The following is a 16,668-nucleotide window of genomic DNA, read 5'->3' as shown; positions in this document are numbered from 1 at the left end:
GAAGGGTGTCCCGTGTGGTTCTGGGTGGGTGGGGGAAGGGGAGAGGGTGCGATGAGCAAGCGCTGGGGGCTGTGGGTCCTCGCGGTGCTGGGGATGCTGGCGGGGTGCGCGGATCGGGATCGTTCGGTCATCGCCGATGGCAGACTGACGGCGACCCCGGGCGGCCTGGATCTGCAGCGGGTGGCGGTCTTCGACGGGCGCGAGGTGGAGGTCGTGCTGCGCAACGTCGGCCGGGCCCGTCTCAACATCGATGAGGCCTGGGTGGAGGGCGCGGCGGGCGCCTGGCGGGCGGAGTTCACCCACGAGGGACCGCACTCGCTCGTGCCCGGCAGTGAGTGCGTGGTGCGCGTGCGCTTCAATCCCCAGCGGGAAGGGGACCTGCCCGCCACGCTGGTGGTGCGCTCGGATGCGAAGCAGGAGCCGCTCGTGCGCGTGCGCTTGCAGGGCACGGGCGTGGACGCCTGGGCGCGCCTGTCGCCGCGGCGGCTGGACTTCGGGCGCATCGAGGCGGATTCCACCAAGACGCTGTCCTTCACCGCGACCAACCCCACGGACATCCCCGTGGAGGTGACGCCCAAGCTGCTGGGCGCGCAGAAGGATGAGTTCCAGGCGGAGCCGGTGGTGATCCCCCCGGGAGAAGCGCGCGAGGTGCCCGTCACGTTCGCCCCCGTGGTGGTGGGCGCCAAGCAGGTGGCGCTCGCGGTGTCGCCGTGCCGGGGGTGCTCGGACGTGGCGGTGCAGGTGACGGCCGAGGCGCTGGACCGCGCCGTGGTGGCCGAGCCGCCCGAGCTCGATTTCGGCTCCATCCCGGTGGACAGGGACAGCCTCCGGGTGGCCCGGCTGCACAACCTGAGCACCGAGCCCATGGAGGTGACGGCGTTCGCGTTGATGTCCGACGAGGCCTCGTTCAGCCATGGCGACATCGGCGTGCCATTGGTGCTCCAGCCCGGCGAGATTCGCTCCTGGGAGATGCGCTACAGCCCGGGCCATATGGGCGAGGCGACGAACCTCGCCTCGTTCAGCGTGAACAGCCGCCGCCATCCCACCACGGACGTGGCGCTGCGCGGCTTTGGTGGTGCGTCGGAGTTGTGCGTGTCGCCCCTCAGCCGGGACTTCGGACCCCAGCCGCTCGGGTCGAAGACGTCCCAGGTCATCAACGTGAAGAACTGCGGTGCCGCCAACGGCGGGCCGCTCACCATTCAGGGGTTGGATCTCCAGCCCCTCGATGGCTCCACGGCCGCGACCAATCCCATCCACCTGGTGGCGCAGACGCTGCCCCACCGGTTGATGCCCGGCGAGGAGGTGAACCTGCGCGTCTACTTCGAGCCCACGCAGGAGGGCCCCGCGCGCAGCCAGTTGGTGATGACCACGGACGTGTTCGGCGAGGAGACCACGGTGCTGGCGTTCTCGGGCGCGGGCGAGCGCCACGCGCCCTGTCAGATCACCGTCACCCCGCTGGCGATGAACTTCGGCACGGTGGAACCCGGCCGGGGCGCCGTGCTGGGCGTGAAGGTGGACAACCAGGCCGGTGACCTCTGCGCGGTGAAGAACATCCGCATGAACGACACCGGGGGCGGGGTGTTCAGCCTGCCGGGCGGTGATCTGGATGGACTCATCGTCTACCCGGGTGACAGCTTCAGCTTCATGGTGGCCTTCGCCGCGCCGCTGACGGGCGGTGACTTCACGGGCTCGGTGCAGATCGAACAGTGGGATCCGGGCAACCCGCGGGTGCTGATTCCCCTGTCCGCGTACTCCCGGGCCGCCTGTCTGGTGGCCTCTCCGCGTTACGTGGACTTCGGCGTGTCGCGCCCGGACTGTTCGCCAGCGCCTCGCGAGGTGAACTACCTCAACGCGTGCCGGGCCCCGGTGACGGTGTCCAACGTGTTCATCGGCGCGGGCACCTCGGATGGCGAGTTCCTGCTGCGGGACGCGCCCACGCCGCCCATCACCCTCGATCCCGGAGACGCCTTCACGGTGCAGGTGGACTACCTGGCCCAGGTGTACGGAATGAACCTGTCGCCCCTCTTCGTGGAGTCGTCGGATCTGCCCGCGCCCCTGCTCGTGTCGCTCGTGGGCGAGTCCTCCAAGAACATGAACAAGACGGATCAATTCATCCAGCAGGATGGGGCCAAGGTGGACGTGCTCTTCGTGGTGGACAACACCGCGTCCATGGTGGAGGAGCAGCCGCGGCTCACGTCGGCCATCCCCGCCTTCGTCGACGCGGCGCGGGCCAAGGGCGTGGATCTGCACCTGTCCGTCACGACCACGGGCATCGACGCCACGTCCAACGCGTGCCCGGGCGGGGCCCAGGGCGGAGAAGCGGGCCGCCTCTTCCCGGTGGATGGCAGCCGGCCGCGCCTCCTCACGCTCCAGACGCCGGACCTGGCGTCGGTGCTACAGCAGAACGTGAACGTGGGTCAGTGCGCCTCCCTGGAGCAGGGGTTCGAGGCCGTGCGGCGCGCCCTGTCTCCTCCTCTGGTGAACAACGCGGATGATCCGCGCACGCCCGAGCCCAACGACGGCAACCTGGGCTTCCTGCGCGACGAGGCCGCCCTGGTGGTCGTCTTCGTGGGCGACGAGGACGATCACTCGCCGGACAGCGTGGACACCTACGTGCGCTTCCTGCGCGCTCGCAAGGGGGAGAACCAGCCCCAGCGCATGACCCTCTACGCCATCGCGCCCACCGCCACCGGGTGTCCCACATCGGGGGGTGGCGGCACGCGCTACGCCGAGGCCGCGGCCCGCACGGGAGGTGAGGTCATCTCCGTGTGCGAGCCGGACTACTCCCCGCTGCTGCGCACGGTGGCCAGCAAGGCCTTCTCGCCCCAGGACCGCTTCCCGCTCAGCGACCAGCCAGACGCGGGCAGCATCACCGTGTCGGTGAATGGCGTGCCCGTGACGACGGGCTGGACTTACGACGGCGCCACCAACAGCGTTGTCTTCTCCTCCGCTCCCGCCGCGGGCGCGAAGGTGGACATCTATTACCGCCGGGCCTGCTCGTAAGCCCGGCGAGGAGGACTCCCGCGGGTGCCGGAAGACCGGCGCCGGCGGGACATGTCGGGCCCGGGTGCTACAGCTCCAGACCGGTCTGTGCGGTTGACCGGAAAATTGGAGGGTGACCCATGCTGAGTACCCTGACGGGACCCCGGCAGCAGGAGGCGACCGTGAGTTCCCGACAGCGCGACGACAACTCCACCCCCGAGCCACTTCTCGGTCGTCGCGCGTCCGCGCCTTCTCCCGGTGGACTGCGCGTCATCAAGGGGGGGGGGCAGCGGCGGCGGGATGAGCCCCTGGCCTCGCGCGACGCGGTGGCCCGTGTCCTCATGGAGGCGGGCGTGGATTTGTTGCTGCGCCGCATCACGCCCACCCGGGCCGCGGAGATCGAGCGCAAGGTGGACCGCGTCCTGGAGCTGTTCGACCGGGTCGACGCCGCGCCCGTGCTGATGCCCGTGCTGCGCCGGCACCTGGATGACCTGGAAGCGCTCATGAGGGAGACCCGCGAGGTGCGGGCCCCGGTGCGCCGCGGGGGGTAGGCAGGGAAGAGTGTGACAGGAGGTTTGACCCTCCGCGCCGGGCCGCTTACGCTCGGGCTCATCCGCGTCCGGGGGGTCCCGTCCCTGGCTCTCCGCCGTGGGGGCGTGTCGCACCGTGTCAATCGAGAACTACGGCAAATATCAGCTCCTGAAGCGACTCGCCATGGGTGGCATGGCGCAGATCTACCTCGCGCGCGAGGAGGGTGACCCGCAGCTGCTGGTCATCAAGCGCATTCTTCCGCACCTCGCGGAGAACGAGGAGTTCGTCCAGATGTTCCTGGACGAAGCGCGCATCGCCGCGCGGCTCGACCACCCCAACATCGTCCAGATCTTCGACCTGGGCTCCCAGGACGACAGCTTCTTCATCGCCATGGAGTACATCCACGGCGAGGATCTGCGGCGCATCTGGAAGGCGGCCGAGCGGGGAGGACAGCTCATTCCCGTGCCGCTCGTGTGCCGCATCCTGAGCGAGGCGTGCGCGGGGTTGGATCACGCGCACAAGCAGCTGGACGCGAGCGGCAAGCCGCTCAACATCGTCCATCGGGACATCTCCCCGCAGAACATCCTCCTGACGTTCGAGGGGCGGGCCAAGGTGGTGGACTTCGGTATCGCCAAGGCGGCGGACCAGGCCACCGAGACGCGCTCGGGCGTGCTCAAGGGCAAGTACTCGTACATGTCGCCGGAGCAGGCCGCCGGACAGCGGGTGGACCGCCGCAGCGACATCTTCGCCCTGGGCGTGGTGCTCTACGAGCTGCTGACGGGCGTGCGTCTGTTCAAGCGCGCCAACGACATCATCACGCTGCAGGCGGTGGCCGAGTGCGACATCACGCCGCCCTCCCAGCTCAACGCCCGGGTGCCCAAGGATCTGGATCCCATCGTCATGAAGGCGCTGGCGAGGGATCCGGCCCACCGCTACTCCGAGGCGCTGCAGTTCCAGCGGGCGCTCGAGGGGTGGCTGGACGCCCAGCCCCAGCCTTCGTCCACGGCGGCCGTGTCCGCGTACATGAAGGATCTGTACGCCGCGCGGCTGGCCGAGGAGGCCCGGCTGGGTGATGTGCTCGTGGAAGAGGAGGGCATGTCGCCTCCGGGAGGGTCCAAGGCGTCCCTCCGGGCCGCGAAGTCCTCCGTCGAGCGCTCCCTCGCCGAGCGGTCCCTGGGGGAGCGGCCCGGAGACAGGGCCCCCGCCGACAAGGCCACCGTGGACAACACCATGGCGGCGCCGCGCCAGTTGGAGGCCGCGGCCCCTCCCTCGACGCGGACGCCGTCCCGGCCGTCCCGGAGTGAGTCGCGTCCCAATGGACTCGAGCGCAAGCGGACCGTGGATCTGCGCCGCAACCCGTCCGACGCCGTGTTGGATGCGCCGAGCGAATCGCTGAGCGAGACGCCGCTGCTGAGGCCGAGCCTGCCGCGTCAACGGGCCATCCCACCGCCCGCGGCCGAATTGTCCGGGATGTCCGAGACGATCGAGGATGTCGATCAGTCCGAACCTTCCGTGGCGCCCGAGCCGCGCAAGTCCAACCGGGGAGTCCTGGTGGGCGTGGTCGCGCTCGTGTTGCTGGGCCTGGTGCTCGGGGGCCTGTGGGCGCTGCGCTCGGAACCCGGTCCTCCGGTGCCCGTTGCCTCGGTCCAGAAGGAGCCGGAGCCGAAGCCGCTGCCTCCTCCGGAGCCCGAGCCGACCCCGACGCCCACCCCGACGCCCACGAGCACTCCGCCTCCTCCAGCCGAGTCGATCGTGGCGCGGACCGAGATTCCCCAGCCCGTCCCCGTGCGAGTGACCCTGTCGGCGAAGCCCGGGCAGGCCTCGCTGACGGTGGATGGTCAGCTGCACTCGAAGTCCACGGTGGTGTTGTCCGCCATGCCCGGCCAGGAGTTGGTGGTGAGGGTGGAGGCCCCTCGCCACCGGGCGATCAGCCGGAAGATCACGGTGGGCGAGGGCCCGACACAGGAGGAGTCGCTGGAGCTCGAGCCCCTTCCGAAGGAGCGGCCGGAGCCTCGTCCATCGCCGCCTCCGGTCGCGGCGGTGGAGACGCGCAAGGGCACGGTGCGCTTCGCGGTGACGCCCTGGGCGGATGTGTCGTGCGGTGGCCGCAACCTGGGGAGCACGCCCCTGCCCGACGTCAGCCTCGTGGCCGGGGTGTACGAGTGCCGTTTCTCGAACCCGGAAAAGGGCACCCGTACCCAGCGGATCGAGGTGAAGCCCAACACCCACACCCGTGTGGTGGTGAAGTTCTAGCTCGCTCTTCCGGGAAGCTCCTCTGTGACACTCGAAGCAGGCACCCCCATCGGCAAGTACGTCGTCAAGCGCAAGCTGGCCGAGGGGGGCATGGCGGAAATCTACCTGGCCACGGCCCGGGGCGCGGAGGGCTTCGAGAAGGAAGTCGTCATCAAGCGCGTGCGCTCGTTCCTGTCGGACGACGAGGGCTTCGTGCGGATGTTCATCAACGAGGCACGGCTCGTCTCGCGGCTCAACCACGCCAACGTGGTGCAGATCTTCGACTTCGACAAGCACGAGGACTCGTACTACCTGGCGATGGAGTACGTGCGCGGCAGCTCGCTGTGGGAGCTGCGCAAGCGTTGCCGGGAGAAGGGCATCCGCATGCCTCCGGTGCTGGTGGCGCACGTGGGCGCGCAGGTGGCGGCGGGCCTGCACTACGCGCACCGCACCAAGTCCCCCGAGGGCGAGCCCCTGGGGCTGGTGCACCGGGACGTCACGCCGCACAACGTGCTCTTGTCCTTCGATGGAGCGGTGAAGCTCACCGACTTCGGCATCGCGAAGGCGGGCAACCGGCTCACCCAGCCGGGGGTGCTCAAGGGCAAGTTCGCGTACATGTCCCCGGAGCAGGCGCGGGGCGAGGAAGTGGACGCGCGCACGGACATCTTCGCGCTCGGGGTGGTGCTCTGGGAGATGCTCACCGGAGGCCGGCTGTTCGACGGAGACTCGGAGGTCGCCGTCCTTCGTGCCGTGCGCGAGAGCCTCATCGTCCCCCCGGCCCGGCTCAACCCGGATGTTCCCGAGGCGCTGGACAACGTGATTCTCACCGCCCTGGAGCGGGAGCCCGAGGCGCGCTACCAGTCGGCGGGCGAAATGGAGCGCGCGCTGGCCCAATGCGTGCTTCGCAGCGCCACCAGTGTGGATGACACGGACGTGGGCACCTTCGTGCGGCGGCTCTTCGATGTGCCGCTCACCCAGTTCATGCCGGCGCCCGCGTTGCTCCAGGACCGCTCCCGTCCCCGCTCCGGCGGCGTTCCCCCCGTGGGGATGGAGCCGACCGCGCCCTCTCCGGAGCGCGTCGAGGCGCCAGCGGCCTCAACGGCGGAGCCTCCCGCGAGTGAGTCCGCGAGCGTGGCCCCACCCCTCCGGGAGTCCACCGCCGTCCTGCCAGGACGAACTCCCGCTCTCCCGTACGAACGGGTCGAGCGCCTGAGCGTGCCCGAGGACTCCCTCGTCTCCGCGTCCACCCTGGTGCTGTCCCGGGACGGCAAGACGGGCGAGGGGCCAGCGGCCGTTCCGGCGGAACCCGCCGTGGAACGCGTCAGTGGGAACTCGCCCTCGCCGGAGCCCGCCCCCGTGGCCCCAGTCCCTCCGGCGCCAACCCCGGACTCCCGGCGTGGGCGCACTCCGGTATGGGTGGGCGCGGGCGTGGCGTTCCTGGTCCTCGCGGGCGGAGTGACGGCGTGGCGGATGTCCTCGGCACCCGCGTCCACGCCGCCCGCCCAGGTGGAGGCGCGTTCACCCAGCGTCCCAGTCACGCCTCCCTCCAGCACGCCCCCCGCCCGGCCCGAGATTCCCCCGGCGGCTGTCGCGGAGCAGGAGGTGAAGCGCGAGGAAGCACCCGCTCCGGCGGCTCCCGTTGTCCAGGCCAAGGGCTACCTCACCGTCCAGGCCGTGCCCTATGCCGACCTCTATATCGACGGCAAACTCTACAAGCGTGAGTTGCAGCAGCCCCTGAGCATCGAGCTCGCGCCCGGCACCTACCAGCTGACCTTCAAGCACCCCTCGCACACGAGGAACTTCCCCGTCACCATCACCGCCGATTCCAAGGTGACGAAGAAGTTCAACGTTCCGCGAAAAAAGTAGTGTCCCGGGTGGAGTCCGCGGTGTCGGACCTCATGCGGGACATCGCGTGAAATCTTCCGAAGTGTTCACCGGCGATCAGAAGCCCCCGGCGTGCGCCCCGAGCGGGGGGACGTCGCCGCGTCGCGACGAAAAGCGCCATTCGCCATAGTCTGAAAGCCTGGGGAACGGGTATAGAGAAGGCCCAGCTTTTGGAGGGGACATGTCTGAAGTGAAGCAGCAGCGGCCGGAGGAGGAGGCGCCCGAGGAGGCGGAGGGGGGAGCGGAGCGCCGTCGCTCGAAGACGATGTCGCGCAAGGAGATGGCGAGGGATTTGCGCCGTCGTCGCCTGACGGGTCAGGTGGACCCCGAGGAGGGCGATCTGCTCCAGGCCGTCGATTCCCAGCGGCCGAAGACCCGGGCGGACTGCGTGAATGGCGCGCGTCCGTGCCTGTTCGTATCGTGTAAGCACAACCTCTACCTGGATGTGAATCCGGAGACGGGGTCCATCAAGCTCAACTTCCCGGACAAGGAAATCTGGGAGCTCGAGCACACGTGCGCCCTGGATGTGGCGGAGAAGGGCGGCATCACGCTCGAGGAGGTGGGGGCCATCATGAACCTCACCCGCGAGCGCATTCGCCAGGTGGAGACGCGCGGGCTGCTCAAGCTGCGCGAGGCCACCGAGGCCGAGCCCCCGGTCTCGGCTCGCAAGCCCTGAAAAACAGGACGAAAAGGGCTCGCGCGGCCCTCCCGGTTCGTTGACACCCCGGGGGGTGGTTGCTAGAGGGACGGCCTTCTCCTACCCGGTGGAGGCGCCCCCAACCCCATGCTGGCCCTTCTCAGCGTGTCCGACAAACGCGGTCTGGTTCCTTTCGCCCAAGGGCTCGTGCGGCTCGGTTTCGAGCTGCTGTCCACGGGTGGCACCCTCGCGGCGCTCCAGGCAGCGGGAGTTCCCGCCCGCAAGGTCTCCGAGCACACCCAGAGCCCGGAGATCCTCGGAGGGCGGGTGAAGACGCTCCATCCCCGCATCCATGGTGGACTGCTTGGCCGGCCCGAGCTGGAGTCGGATCGCGCGGAGATGGCCGCGCACGGCATCACCCCCATCTCGCTCGTGGCGGTCAACCTGTACCCCTTCCGCCAGACGGTCGCCTCCGGGGCATCCGAGGCGGAGGTCATCGAGCAGATCGACATCGGGGGGCCGGCGATGGTGCGCGCCTCCGCGAAGAACTTCCGCCATGTGACGGTGGTGGTGGACCCCGAGGACTATGGGGCCGTGTTGGCGGAGCTGGAGGCATCGCGTGCCACCAGCGAGGAGACGCGCCGAAGGCTGATGCGCAAGGCCTTCGCGCACACCGCGGCCTATGACGCTTCCATCTCGGGCTGGTTGTCGGAGCAGGCCGCGGAGCCCTTCCCCCAGGAGCTCACGCTCGGGTTCCAGAAGGTGCAGAGCCTGCGCTACGGGGAGAATCCGCACCAGCGCGGCGCCTTCTACCGCGAGCACGCCGCGCCCGCGGAGCCCACCGTGGCCTTCTCGCGCGTGCTCCAGGGCAAGGAGCTGTCGTACAACAACATCCTGGATCTGGACGCGGCGCTCGGCCTGGTGCTCGAGTTTCCGGAGCAGCCCTGCGCGGTCATCATCAAGCACAACACCCCGTGTGGCGTGGCCCTGGACGACGCGTTGGTGAAGGCCTACCGCACGGCGCGTGCGATCGATGAGGTCTCGGCCTTCGGCGGCATCGTGGCGTTCAACCGCGAGGTGGATCCGGCGACGGCCGAGGCCCTGGCGGAGACGTTCCTCGAGGCCGTCATCGCTCCGTCCTATTCGGCCGAGGCTCAGAAGGTACTGTCGGCGAAGAAGAACCTGCGCCTGCTGGAGGCGGGGCCCGCCCTGGCCTCGCCCACGGCCCGCCCGAGAGCCCAGTTGGAAGCACGGAGCGTGTCGGGCGGTCTGGTCGTGCACGACAAGGACTCCGTCGAGCCGCCGCTGGACTGGAAGGTGGTCAGCAAGCGCGCGCCCACCGCCGAGGAGGAAAAGGCCCTGCGCTTCGCCTGGCGGGTGTGCAAGCACGTGAAGAGCAACGCCATCGTCTTCGCCGAGGGTCAAAAGCTGCTCGCCGCCGGTGGAGGTCAAACGAGTCGGGTGGAGTCGGCGAAGATCGCCACGGCCCGGGGCGGTGAGGCCCTCCGGGGCAGCGCGGTGGCCTCGGATGCCTTCTTCCCCTTCCGGGATGGGCTCGACGAGGCCGCTCGGGCGGGAGCCACCTGTGTGATTCAACCGGGAGGCTCGGTGCGCGACGCGGAACTGATCGCGGCGGCGGATGAACATGGAATGGCAATGGTGCTCACGGGAGTGAGACACTTCCGGCACTGAGCCATGCGGATCTCCTGCCAAAAATGCGCGGCGGCCTACGCCATCGATGACCGGGTCATCACTCCCAAGGGTGTGCGTGCGCAATGTCCACGCTGCCGCCACCTCCAACTGGTGAAGCGCGAGGACTCCCCCGCGCCCGCCGCCCCGCCGCTCCGGCGCCCAAACCCGCGGTGGCCGCCAAACCCGCCGCCCCGGCGCCCAAGCCCGCGGCCCCCGCGCCCAAGCCCGCCGCACTGGCGCGCCCCCTGACGCCGTCCGCCTCCCTGTCCGATGAGCTCTTCGGCGACCTGGGAGATCTCGCGCCGCCCGACTCATCGGAGTCGTCGCCTGGCTCGCTGCTGGATGACCTCGCGTCTCCAGGCGGGGCACCAGCGGCCTCGAAGGATTCCCTGTTCGGCGACCTCGCCGATCTCACCGCGTCCTCGCCCTCGAACCCGGTGCTCGACACCGAGGACCCCCGGCCGAACACCCCGGGCTATTCGCTGCCGTCGGGCGATCTGCTGTTCGACGACATCGCCCAGCCGCCACCGCCCGCTCCAGCGCCCAAGCCGGCCGCGCCCATGCAGGCCCGGCCCGCGCCGCAGCCCAAGCCGGCCGTCGCGGCGTTCCCGGATCCATCGGACGACGCGCTGTTCGACTTCAACGCGCCTCCCGGCTACTCCCCGCCGCCGCCCGTTCCGGATCCCGCGCCCGCGCCGCAGCCCAAGCCGGCCGCCGCGGCGTTCCCGGATTCATCGGACGACGCGCTGTTCGACTTCAACGCGCCTCCCGGCTACTCCCCGCCGCCGCCCGTGGAGGAGCCCGCTCCCGCCTCCGCGTCCGCCGAGGCGGATCCCCTGATGGACTTCTTCGGGGCACCGCCCACGTCCGCCTCGCCCGGCGTGGCGGCTCCGGCTCCCGCCCCGGTGGCGCCCGCTCCCGCCCCGACTCCGCGCGGCTGCCGTGAATGTGGCAAGCCGCTCGTGGATCCATTCGATCAGGCGCTCGGGGCCTGTGAGGACTGCCGGCAGCGCGCCCAGAAGCCCGTGCCCGCTCCCGTCCCCGAGAACCGCTCCGTGGAGGTCATCGACCTGCCGCCGATGGACTCGTCCATGTCGGCCAGTGCGGCGGCCCCGGTGGCGGCACCCGAGGGGGGTGGCGCACGTGCTCCCGCGCCCGCCCTGCCCGCCGAGCCCCGAAGCGCCGCTCGCCCCGTGGTCGCGCGTACCGGCGTGGCCGTGTCGGCCTCCAGTGGCCGGAGCAAGGGCCCCCTGGTGGCCGTGCTGGTGCTCCTGCTGCTCGCGGGAGCGGGTGGGGCCGCCTACTTCTTCGTTCCCGAGGTCCGGGCCCTGGTGGGCCAGCCGGCCGGGAGTGGGGCCGGAGCGTCGGGCGGTGGAGGTGCTTCCGCGTCGGCCGCGCTGCCCCCCGCGATCGAGGCCGTGCTGCCTCGCTGGCAGCTCATGTTCGTGGATGCCCAGGAAGGAGACAGCAAACAGCTCATCGAGCAGGGGCAGACGCTGCTCGCGAAGGATCAACGCTTCGCCTATCTGCAGGCGGCGGAGTCCTTCCAGCGCGCGGTGCTGTTGGATCCACGGAGCGACGTCGCCATCGGCGGCTATGTCCAGGCGATCTCCCTGGGCAGTGGCTCGTTCATGGATGACGCGACCTTCCAGGAAGCGCGCATGTTGATCGAAGCCGCCGAGGGCCGGGCTCAGCGTGCCCCGGATCTCCTGGTGGCGCATGCGAACCTGCTGCTGGCCCGCTCCGGGGACGAGCAGAACCTGGATCAGGCGCGCAAGCTCGCGGAGGAAGTGCTCAACGCCCCCGCGGGCTCCGCGGCGCCGAAGGCCGAGGCCCACCTGCTGCTCGGCCGCACCTTCCTGGGCTCCTCGCGGGAGCTGGCCACGCAGCACTTCGAGTCGGCGCTGGCCATCGCCCCGGATCTGCAGCGTGTGCACTACTACCGCGCGCTGGCGGATGAGACGTCGGGCGACTACTCGCTGGCGATCGGCCGGTTGCAGAAGCGGCTCGAGCAGGATCCCGAGCACTGGGAGACGCGCACCACCCTGGCTCGTATCTACATGGAAGTGGGAGAGGTGCCGCTGGCACGTCAGCTCTACGAGGCGCGTCTCAAGAGCGCTCCCAATGACATCCAGGCCCAGTTGGCGCTCGCGGTGATGCGCTACCAGGTGGAGGGTGGGGTGCCCGCGGCGCTGTCGTCCCTGCGCGGCCTGCTGCGCAACCGGGACAAGTACGACGAGCGCGACGTGGCGGAACTGCTGCTGCACCTGTCGGCCGCCGAGCGGTTGTCCAACAACCTGGAAGCTTCCGCCAAGGCGGGCCGCGAGGCCCTGCAACTGGTGAAGAACAACCCACCGGTCCACCTGCAGCTCCTGCTCGTGGCGCTGGCGCGCAAGGACGCCGCCGAGGCGTCCACCCACCTCGCCACGCTCAAGGGCCACCTGGGAGACCTCTCCCTGGAGAAGATGCTCGAGGGCCGGATTCGTCTGCTCGAGCGCAAGCCCGCCGAGGCGATCGCGCCGTTCACGGAGGCGGCGAAGCTCGACCCGCGTCGCACGGACGCCTTGCTGCTGGCCGGAGTCGCCGCCGCGCAGGAGGGCCGCCGGGATGAGTCCTTCCGCTACTTCGCCCAGGCCATCCAGGCGGATCCCCTCCGCCTCACGCCGCGTCCCGTGGTCACCCCCTTCTACCTGCGCAACGCCGAGTTCCTGGTGGGACTCGAGGGCGCCGTCGCGGCGACCTCTCGGGGAGAGGACGATCTGCTTCCCCACCTGTACGAGGGCCTGCTGCGCTTCCACCTGGGGGATGCCTCCAACGCGGAGAAGATGTTCAAGAAGGTGGCCGAGGTGGATGCCACGCACGCTCCCTCGTTCGCGTTGCGCGCGTTGCTCGCGATGGGGCGCAAGGACATGAACTCGGCCCGGACCTATGCCGCGCGCGCGGTGGATGGCGGCCGTCAGGTGGCCATCGCCCACCTCGCCCAGGGGCTCGTGCTGGCCGAGTCCAAGCAGGTGGAACCCGCCAAGCGCTCCCTGCGGGATGCCATCCAACTCGCTCCGAGGCTGTACGCGGCCGAGGTGAAGCTGGACGAGTTGGAGGCCGCCTCCGGTTCCGCGCCCGTCAAGGAGCGGTTGGTGCGGCTGCTGGGGTTGGATCCCTCGTACCTGCCCGCCAAGCGCGTCCTCTACCAGCTCGACAAACGAGGTTGACGTGAAGGTTCTTCTCCTCGGCTCCGGCGCTCGCGAGCACGCGCTCGCGTGGAAGCTGGCCCAGAGCCCCCGGCTCACCCAGCTCCTGCTGGGGCCGGGCAACGTGGGCAGTGCGCGCGTGGGTACCCCCGTGGCGTTGGAGGCGGAGTCGCCCGGCGCCGTGGTGGCGCTCGCCCGGCGCGAGGCGGTGGATCTGGTGGTGGTGGGCCCCGAGGCGCCGCTGGTCGCGGGCGTGGCGGACGCGCTCGCCGAGGCGGGCATCCCGTGCTTCGGGCCGGTGGCCGCCGCCGCGCGCATCGAGGGCTCCAAGGCCTTCGCCAAGGAGATCATGATCGACGCGGGGGTGCCCACCGCGGGCTACCGCGTCTTCACCGACCTGGCCGAGGCCGAGGCATATGCGGTGGCGCAGGGCCGCATCGTCGTCAAGGCGGACGGGCTCGCCGCGGGCAAGGGCGTCATCGTGGCGCACGACGCCGAGGCCGCGCGTGAGGCGGTTCGCTCGGTGGGCGCCATGGGCAGCGCGGGTCAGCGCCTGGTGCTCGAGGAGTTGCTGGAGGGCGAGGAGGTGTCCGTCATCGCCCTGTGTGACGGCGAGCGCTACGTGCTCCTGCCGCCCGCGCAGGATCACAAGCGGGTGGGGGAGGGAGACACGGGCCCCAACACCGGTGGCATGGGCGCGTATGCGCCAGCCCCTTTCCTGTCGCCCGCGCAACTCGCGGAGGTGGGGGAGTCGGTCATCGCGCCGACCCTGAAGGTGCTGCGGGCACGGGGCACGCCCTTCCGGGGCGCCCTGTACGCGGGACTGATGCTGACCCGGAATGGGCCCAAGGTGCTCGAGTTCAACGCGCGCTTCGGCGATCCGGAGACGCAGGTGCTGATGATGCAACTGGCCGAGGACGTCCTGCCGCTGCTGGACGCGTGCGCGCGAGGCCAGTTGGAGCAGCGCCCGCTCGCGGTGCACCCCGGTGCCTCGGTGGGCGTGGTGCTCGCGGCCCAGGGCTACCCGGAGGCGCCGCGCAAGGGCGCGCGCATCGAGGGCGTCGACGCGGTGCCCTCCTCCTGTCCGGTGTTCGTCGCGGGAGTGGCGGAGCGGGACGGGGCGTGGCTCACGGCGGGCGGCCGGGTGCTCACCGTGTGCGCGCGGGGCGCGGACCTGGCCGAGGCCCGAGCCCAGGCGTACGCCGCCGTGGAGTCCATCCGCTTCGAGGGCATGCACTTCCGCCGCGACATCGGCGCCAAGGGGTTGCGGGCGCCCGCCGTGACGCCGTGAAACTGCTCTCGCGCTACCTGCTGAAGGAACTGGTCGTCCCCCTCGTGGTGTGGGTGGCCTTCCTGTTCCTGCTGCTCTTCGTCATGCAGTTCCTGCGCGGCACGGACGTGCTGCTCGGCTCGGCGGTGACGCTGGTCGACATGGGGAGCCTCCTCCTCTTCCTCGCGCCCCACTTCCTGATGATGGCGCTGCCCATCGCTTTCCTGCTGGCCATCCTCCTGGGGTTGGGCCGGCTCGCGGAGGATCGGGAGCTCACCGCTCTGCAGGCGCTCGGCATCGGCCCGGTGCAGTTGCTCGCCGGACCGCTGTTCGTCGGGGTGGTGCTCTCCGCGTTGATGGTGCTGCTCACCTCCACCGCCGAGCCCTGGGGCCTCACCCGCGTGAAGGAGTTCGTGGCGGAGATCATCAAGAAGAACGTCGTGGGAGACGTGAAGCCGGGCGTCTTCTACGAGGACCTGTCCAACCTCACCCTCTACGCCGAGCGCGTGGAGGGCACGGACCGCCGCTGGACCCATGTCCTGCTCAATGACGACCGGGATCCCGCCGCGCCCCTGTTGATGCTCGCGCAGACCGGCCGGGTGAACACCAACACCTCCGGGCAGGTGCTCACGCTGGTGCTCGAGGATGGCGAGGCCCACCGCTCCAACCGGGGCACCTCGAGTTATTCCGTCGTCTCCTTCCAGGAGGCGGAGATCGCCGTGGGCGTGGAGGGCTCGCTGGGGCGGCGCAATCGCTTCCGCTCGCCCAAGGAGGAACTGACGCCTCGGGAATTGCTACAGGCCGCGGACGAGGCCGAGCGCACCGGTGGAGATCCGCGCTCCTTCCTCATGGCGCTGCACAACCGTCTGGGCAACGCGCTCGCCCCCTTGTCCTTCGCGCTGCTGGGCACGCCGCTGGCCATCGGCCGCCGCCAGGGCGGACGCGCGTGGGGCTACCTGCTCACGCTGGGGGGCTATGTGCTCTTCTACCTGCTCATGCGTCTCTTCGAGCAGATGGGGCAACAGGGCCGGATGCCGGTGCTCCTGGCCGGGCAGCTCGCCAACGTCATCTTCTGCGCGGCGGGCCTCGTGGCCATGTACCGCGTCAATCGCTCGGGGACGGTGCGGTGAGCGGGACGCTCTTTCGCTACGTGGTCCGCACGTACCTGGGCTTCGCGGTGGGCATCCTCGCCGCCCTCGTCGCGGTGTTCCTCGTGGTGGACTTCGTGGACCGCGCGCGCAACTACACCGGCGAGGGCTGGGTGTGGAACGTCCTGGTCCTCTACGCCAACAAGGCGCTGCTCGCCGTGCAGCAACTCGGGCCGGCGGCGCTGCTCCTGGCCGCGGGAGCCTCTGTGTCCGCCCTGCGCAAGCGCGGCGAGGTGACGGCGATGCGGGCGCTCGCCTTCGGGCCCAAGGCGCTCTACCTGCCCGTGGCGGCCTGCGTGGCGGTCGCGTGCACCGGACTCATCGCCTTCGACGAGTGGGTGGCGGTGAAGGCGAGCCGCACCGTGGAGGAGATCACCACCCAGCGCTTCAACCGCTGGGGCGACTGGGGCCTGTACAACAACCCCAAGCAGTGGTTCCGCAAGGGAGACCAGATCTTCTACCTGCGCGGAGGCAGCGCGGAGGAGGGCTTCGAGAACGTGGCCATCCTCACCGTGACGCCGGACTTCCGGCTGGCGCGGCGCCTGGACGCGAAGTTCATGCGTCCGCTGGAGGGCACCCGTTGGCGGTTGGAGGGCGTGGTGGACCGCACCTTCACGCCGGATGGCCAGTCGCGGGTGAGTGAGAGCGCCGAGGGCGAGTACGACCTGGGCGCGAACGCGAAGACGTTCCGCATCCGTCCCGGCCGCCCCGAGCAGATGCGGCTGGCGGTGCTGCGCGAGCAGATCCGTACGCGCGGCGAGGTGGGCCTGGACAGCCGGCAGTTCTCGCTCGCGCTGCACAACCGCTTCGCCTATCCGCTGGCGGGCTTTCCCGCGGCGCTGCTGGCGGTGGGGCTCGCCCTGCGCCCGAGCCGCAAGGGTCACTTGACCGTGGCCATCGTCGAGGGCCTTCTCGTCTGCGTGACGATGTGGAGCCTGATGGTGGTGGCCCGAACCCTGGCGCTCTCCGAGCGGCTGTCCCCCGCGGTGGCGGCATGGCTGCCCACGTCGCTGCTGGTGGTGGGGGCCTTCCTGCTGTGGCTGCGCGGCGAGGGCCGCCTGGGCCGCGGCGGGGGTTGAACGCGCCGCGTCTGGCGGAGGCGGG

At 70.4% G+C, this 16,668-nt stretch carries 10 protein-coding genes and 1 pseudogene; all 11 read left to right on the top strand.

Annotated elements, in window-relative coordinates:
- Positions 1-51: 51 nt before the first annotated feature.
- The 11 genes and pseudogenes from MEBOL_RS01560 (at position 52) to MEBOL_RS01510 (ending at position 16,643) form a co-directional block, all read left to right on the top strand.
- The gene (locus tag MEBOL_RS01560) at positions 52-3,003 is read left to right on the top strand and encodes a choice-of-anchor D domain-containing protein (protein ID WP_095975753.1); all 2,952 of its coding nucleotides are present in this window, start codon (positions 52-54) and stop codon (positions 3,001-3,003) included.
- 242 nt (positions 3,004-3,245) lie between these two features.
- Positions 3,246-3,533, top strand: a complete 288-nt coding sequence (locus tag MEBOL_RS01555) for a hypothetical protein (RefSeq protein WP_095982510.1) — start codon at positions 3,246-3,248, stop codon at positions 3,531-3,533.
- A gap of 115 nt (positions 3,534-3,648) precedes the next feature.
- Positions 3,649-5,766 carry a serine/threonine-protein kinase gene (locus MEBOL_RS01550; protein ID WP_095975752.1) on the top strand — a complete coding sequence of 706 codons (2,118 nt, stop codon included), beginning with the start codon at positions 3,649-3,651 and terminating at the stop codon, positions 5,764-5,766.
- A gap of 24 nt (positions 5,767-5,790) precedes the next feature.
- A complete protein-coding gene (locus tag MEBOL_RS01545; RefSeq protein WP_095975751.1) occupies positions 5,791-7,611 on the top strand; it encodes a serine/threonine protein kinase in 1,821 nt (606 codons plus the stop codon).
- A gap of 199 nt (positions 7,612-7,810) precedes the next feature.
- A complete protein-coding gene (locus MEBOL_RS01540) occupies positions 7,811-8,305 on the top strand; it encodes a sigma factor-like helix-turn-helix DNA-binding protein (RefSeq protein ID WP_095975750.1) in 495 nt (164 codons plus the stop codon).
- Positions 8,306-8,413: 108 nt separating this feature from the next.
- Positions 8,414-9,958, top strand: a complete 1,545-nt coding sequence (gene purH, locus MEBOL_RS01535) for a bifunctional phosphoribosylaminoimidazolecarboxamide formyltransferase/IMP cyclohydrolase (protein ID WP_095975749.1) — start codon at positions 8,414-8,416, stop codon at positions 9,956-9,958.
- Between the two features lie 3 nt (positions 9,959-9,961).
- Positions 9,962-10,015: pseudogene (locus MEBOL_RS44015) on the top strand (hypothetical protein); the annotation flags it as partial.
- A 26-nt stretch (positions 10,016-10,041) separates the two neighbouring features.
- Positions 10,042-13,167, top strand: a complete 3,126-nt coding sequence (locus tag MEBOL_RS01525) for a tetratricopeptide repeat protein (RefSeq protein WP_245919357.1) — start codon at positions 10,042-10,044, stop codon at positions 13,165-13,167.
- Position 13,168: 1 nt separating this feature from the next.
- Positions 13,169-14,437, top strand: a complete 1,269-nt coding sequence (gene purD / locus MEBOL_RS01520) for a phosphoribosylamine--glycine ligase (protein WP_095975746.1) — start codon at positions 13,169-13,171, stop codon at positions 14,435-14,437.
- On the top strand, positions 14,434-15,546 hold the full coding sequence (locus tag MEBOL_RS01515; protein WP_095975745.1) for an LptF/LptG family permease: 1,113 nt from the start codon (positions 14,434-14,436) through the stop codon (positions 15,544-15,546). Before purD ends, MEBOL_RS01515 begins: the two co-directional genes overlap by 4 nt.
- The gene (locus MEBOL_RS01510) at positions 15,543-16,643 is read left to right on the top strand and encodes an LptF/LptG family permease (RefSeq protein WP_095975744.1); all 1,101 of its coding nucleotides are present in this window, start codon (positions 15,543-15,545) and stop codon (positions 16,641-16,643) included. The genes MEBOL_RS01515 and MEBOL_RS01510 overlap by 4 nt, the downstream gene beginning before the upstream one ends.
- Positions 16,644-16,668 lie beyond the last annotated feature (25 nt).

The sequence above is a fragment of the Melittangium boletus DSM 14713 genome, from assembly GCF_002305855.1.
GTDB lineage: Bacteria > Myxococcota > Myxococcia > Myxococcales > Myxococcaceae > Cystobacter > Cystobacter boletus.
The sequence above is the reverse complement of the archived record's forward strand: the minus strand, read 5'-3'. Positions and strand labels throughout refer to the sequence as shown.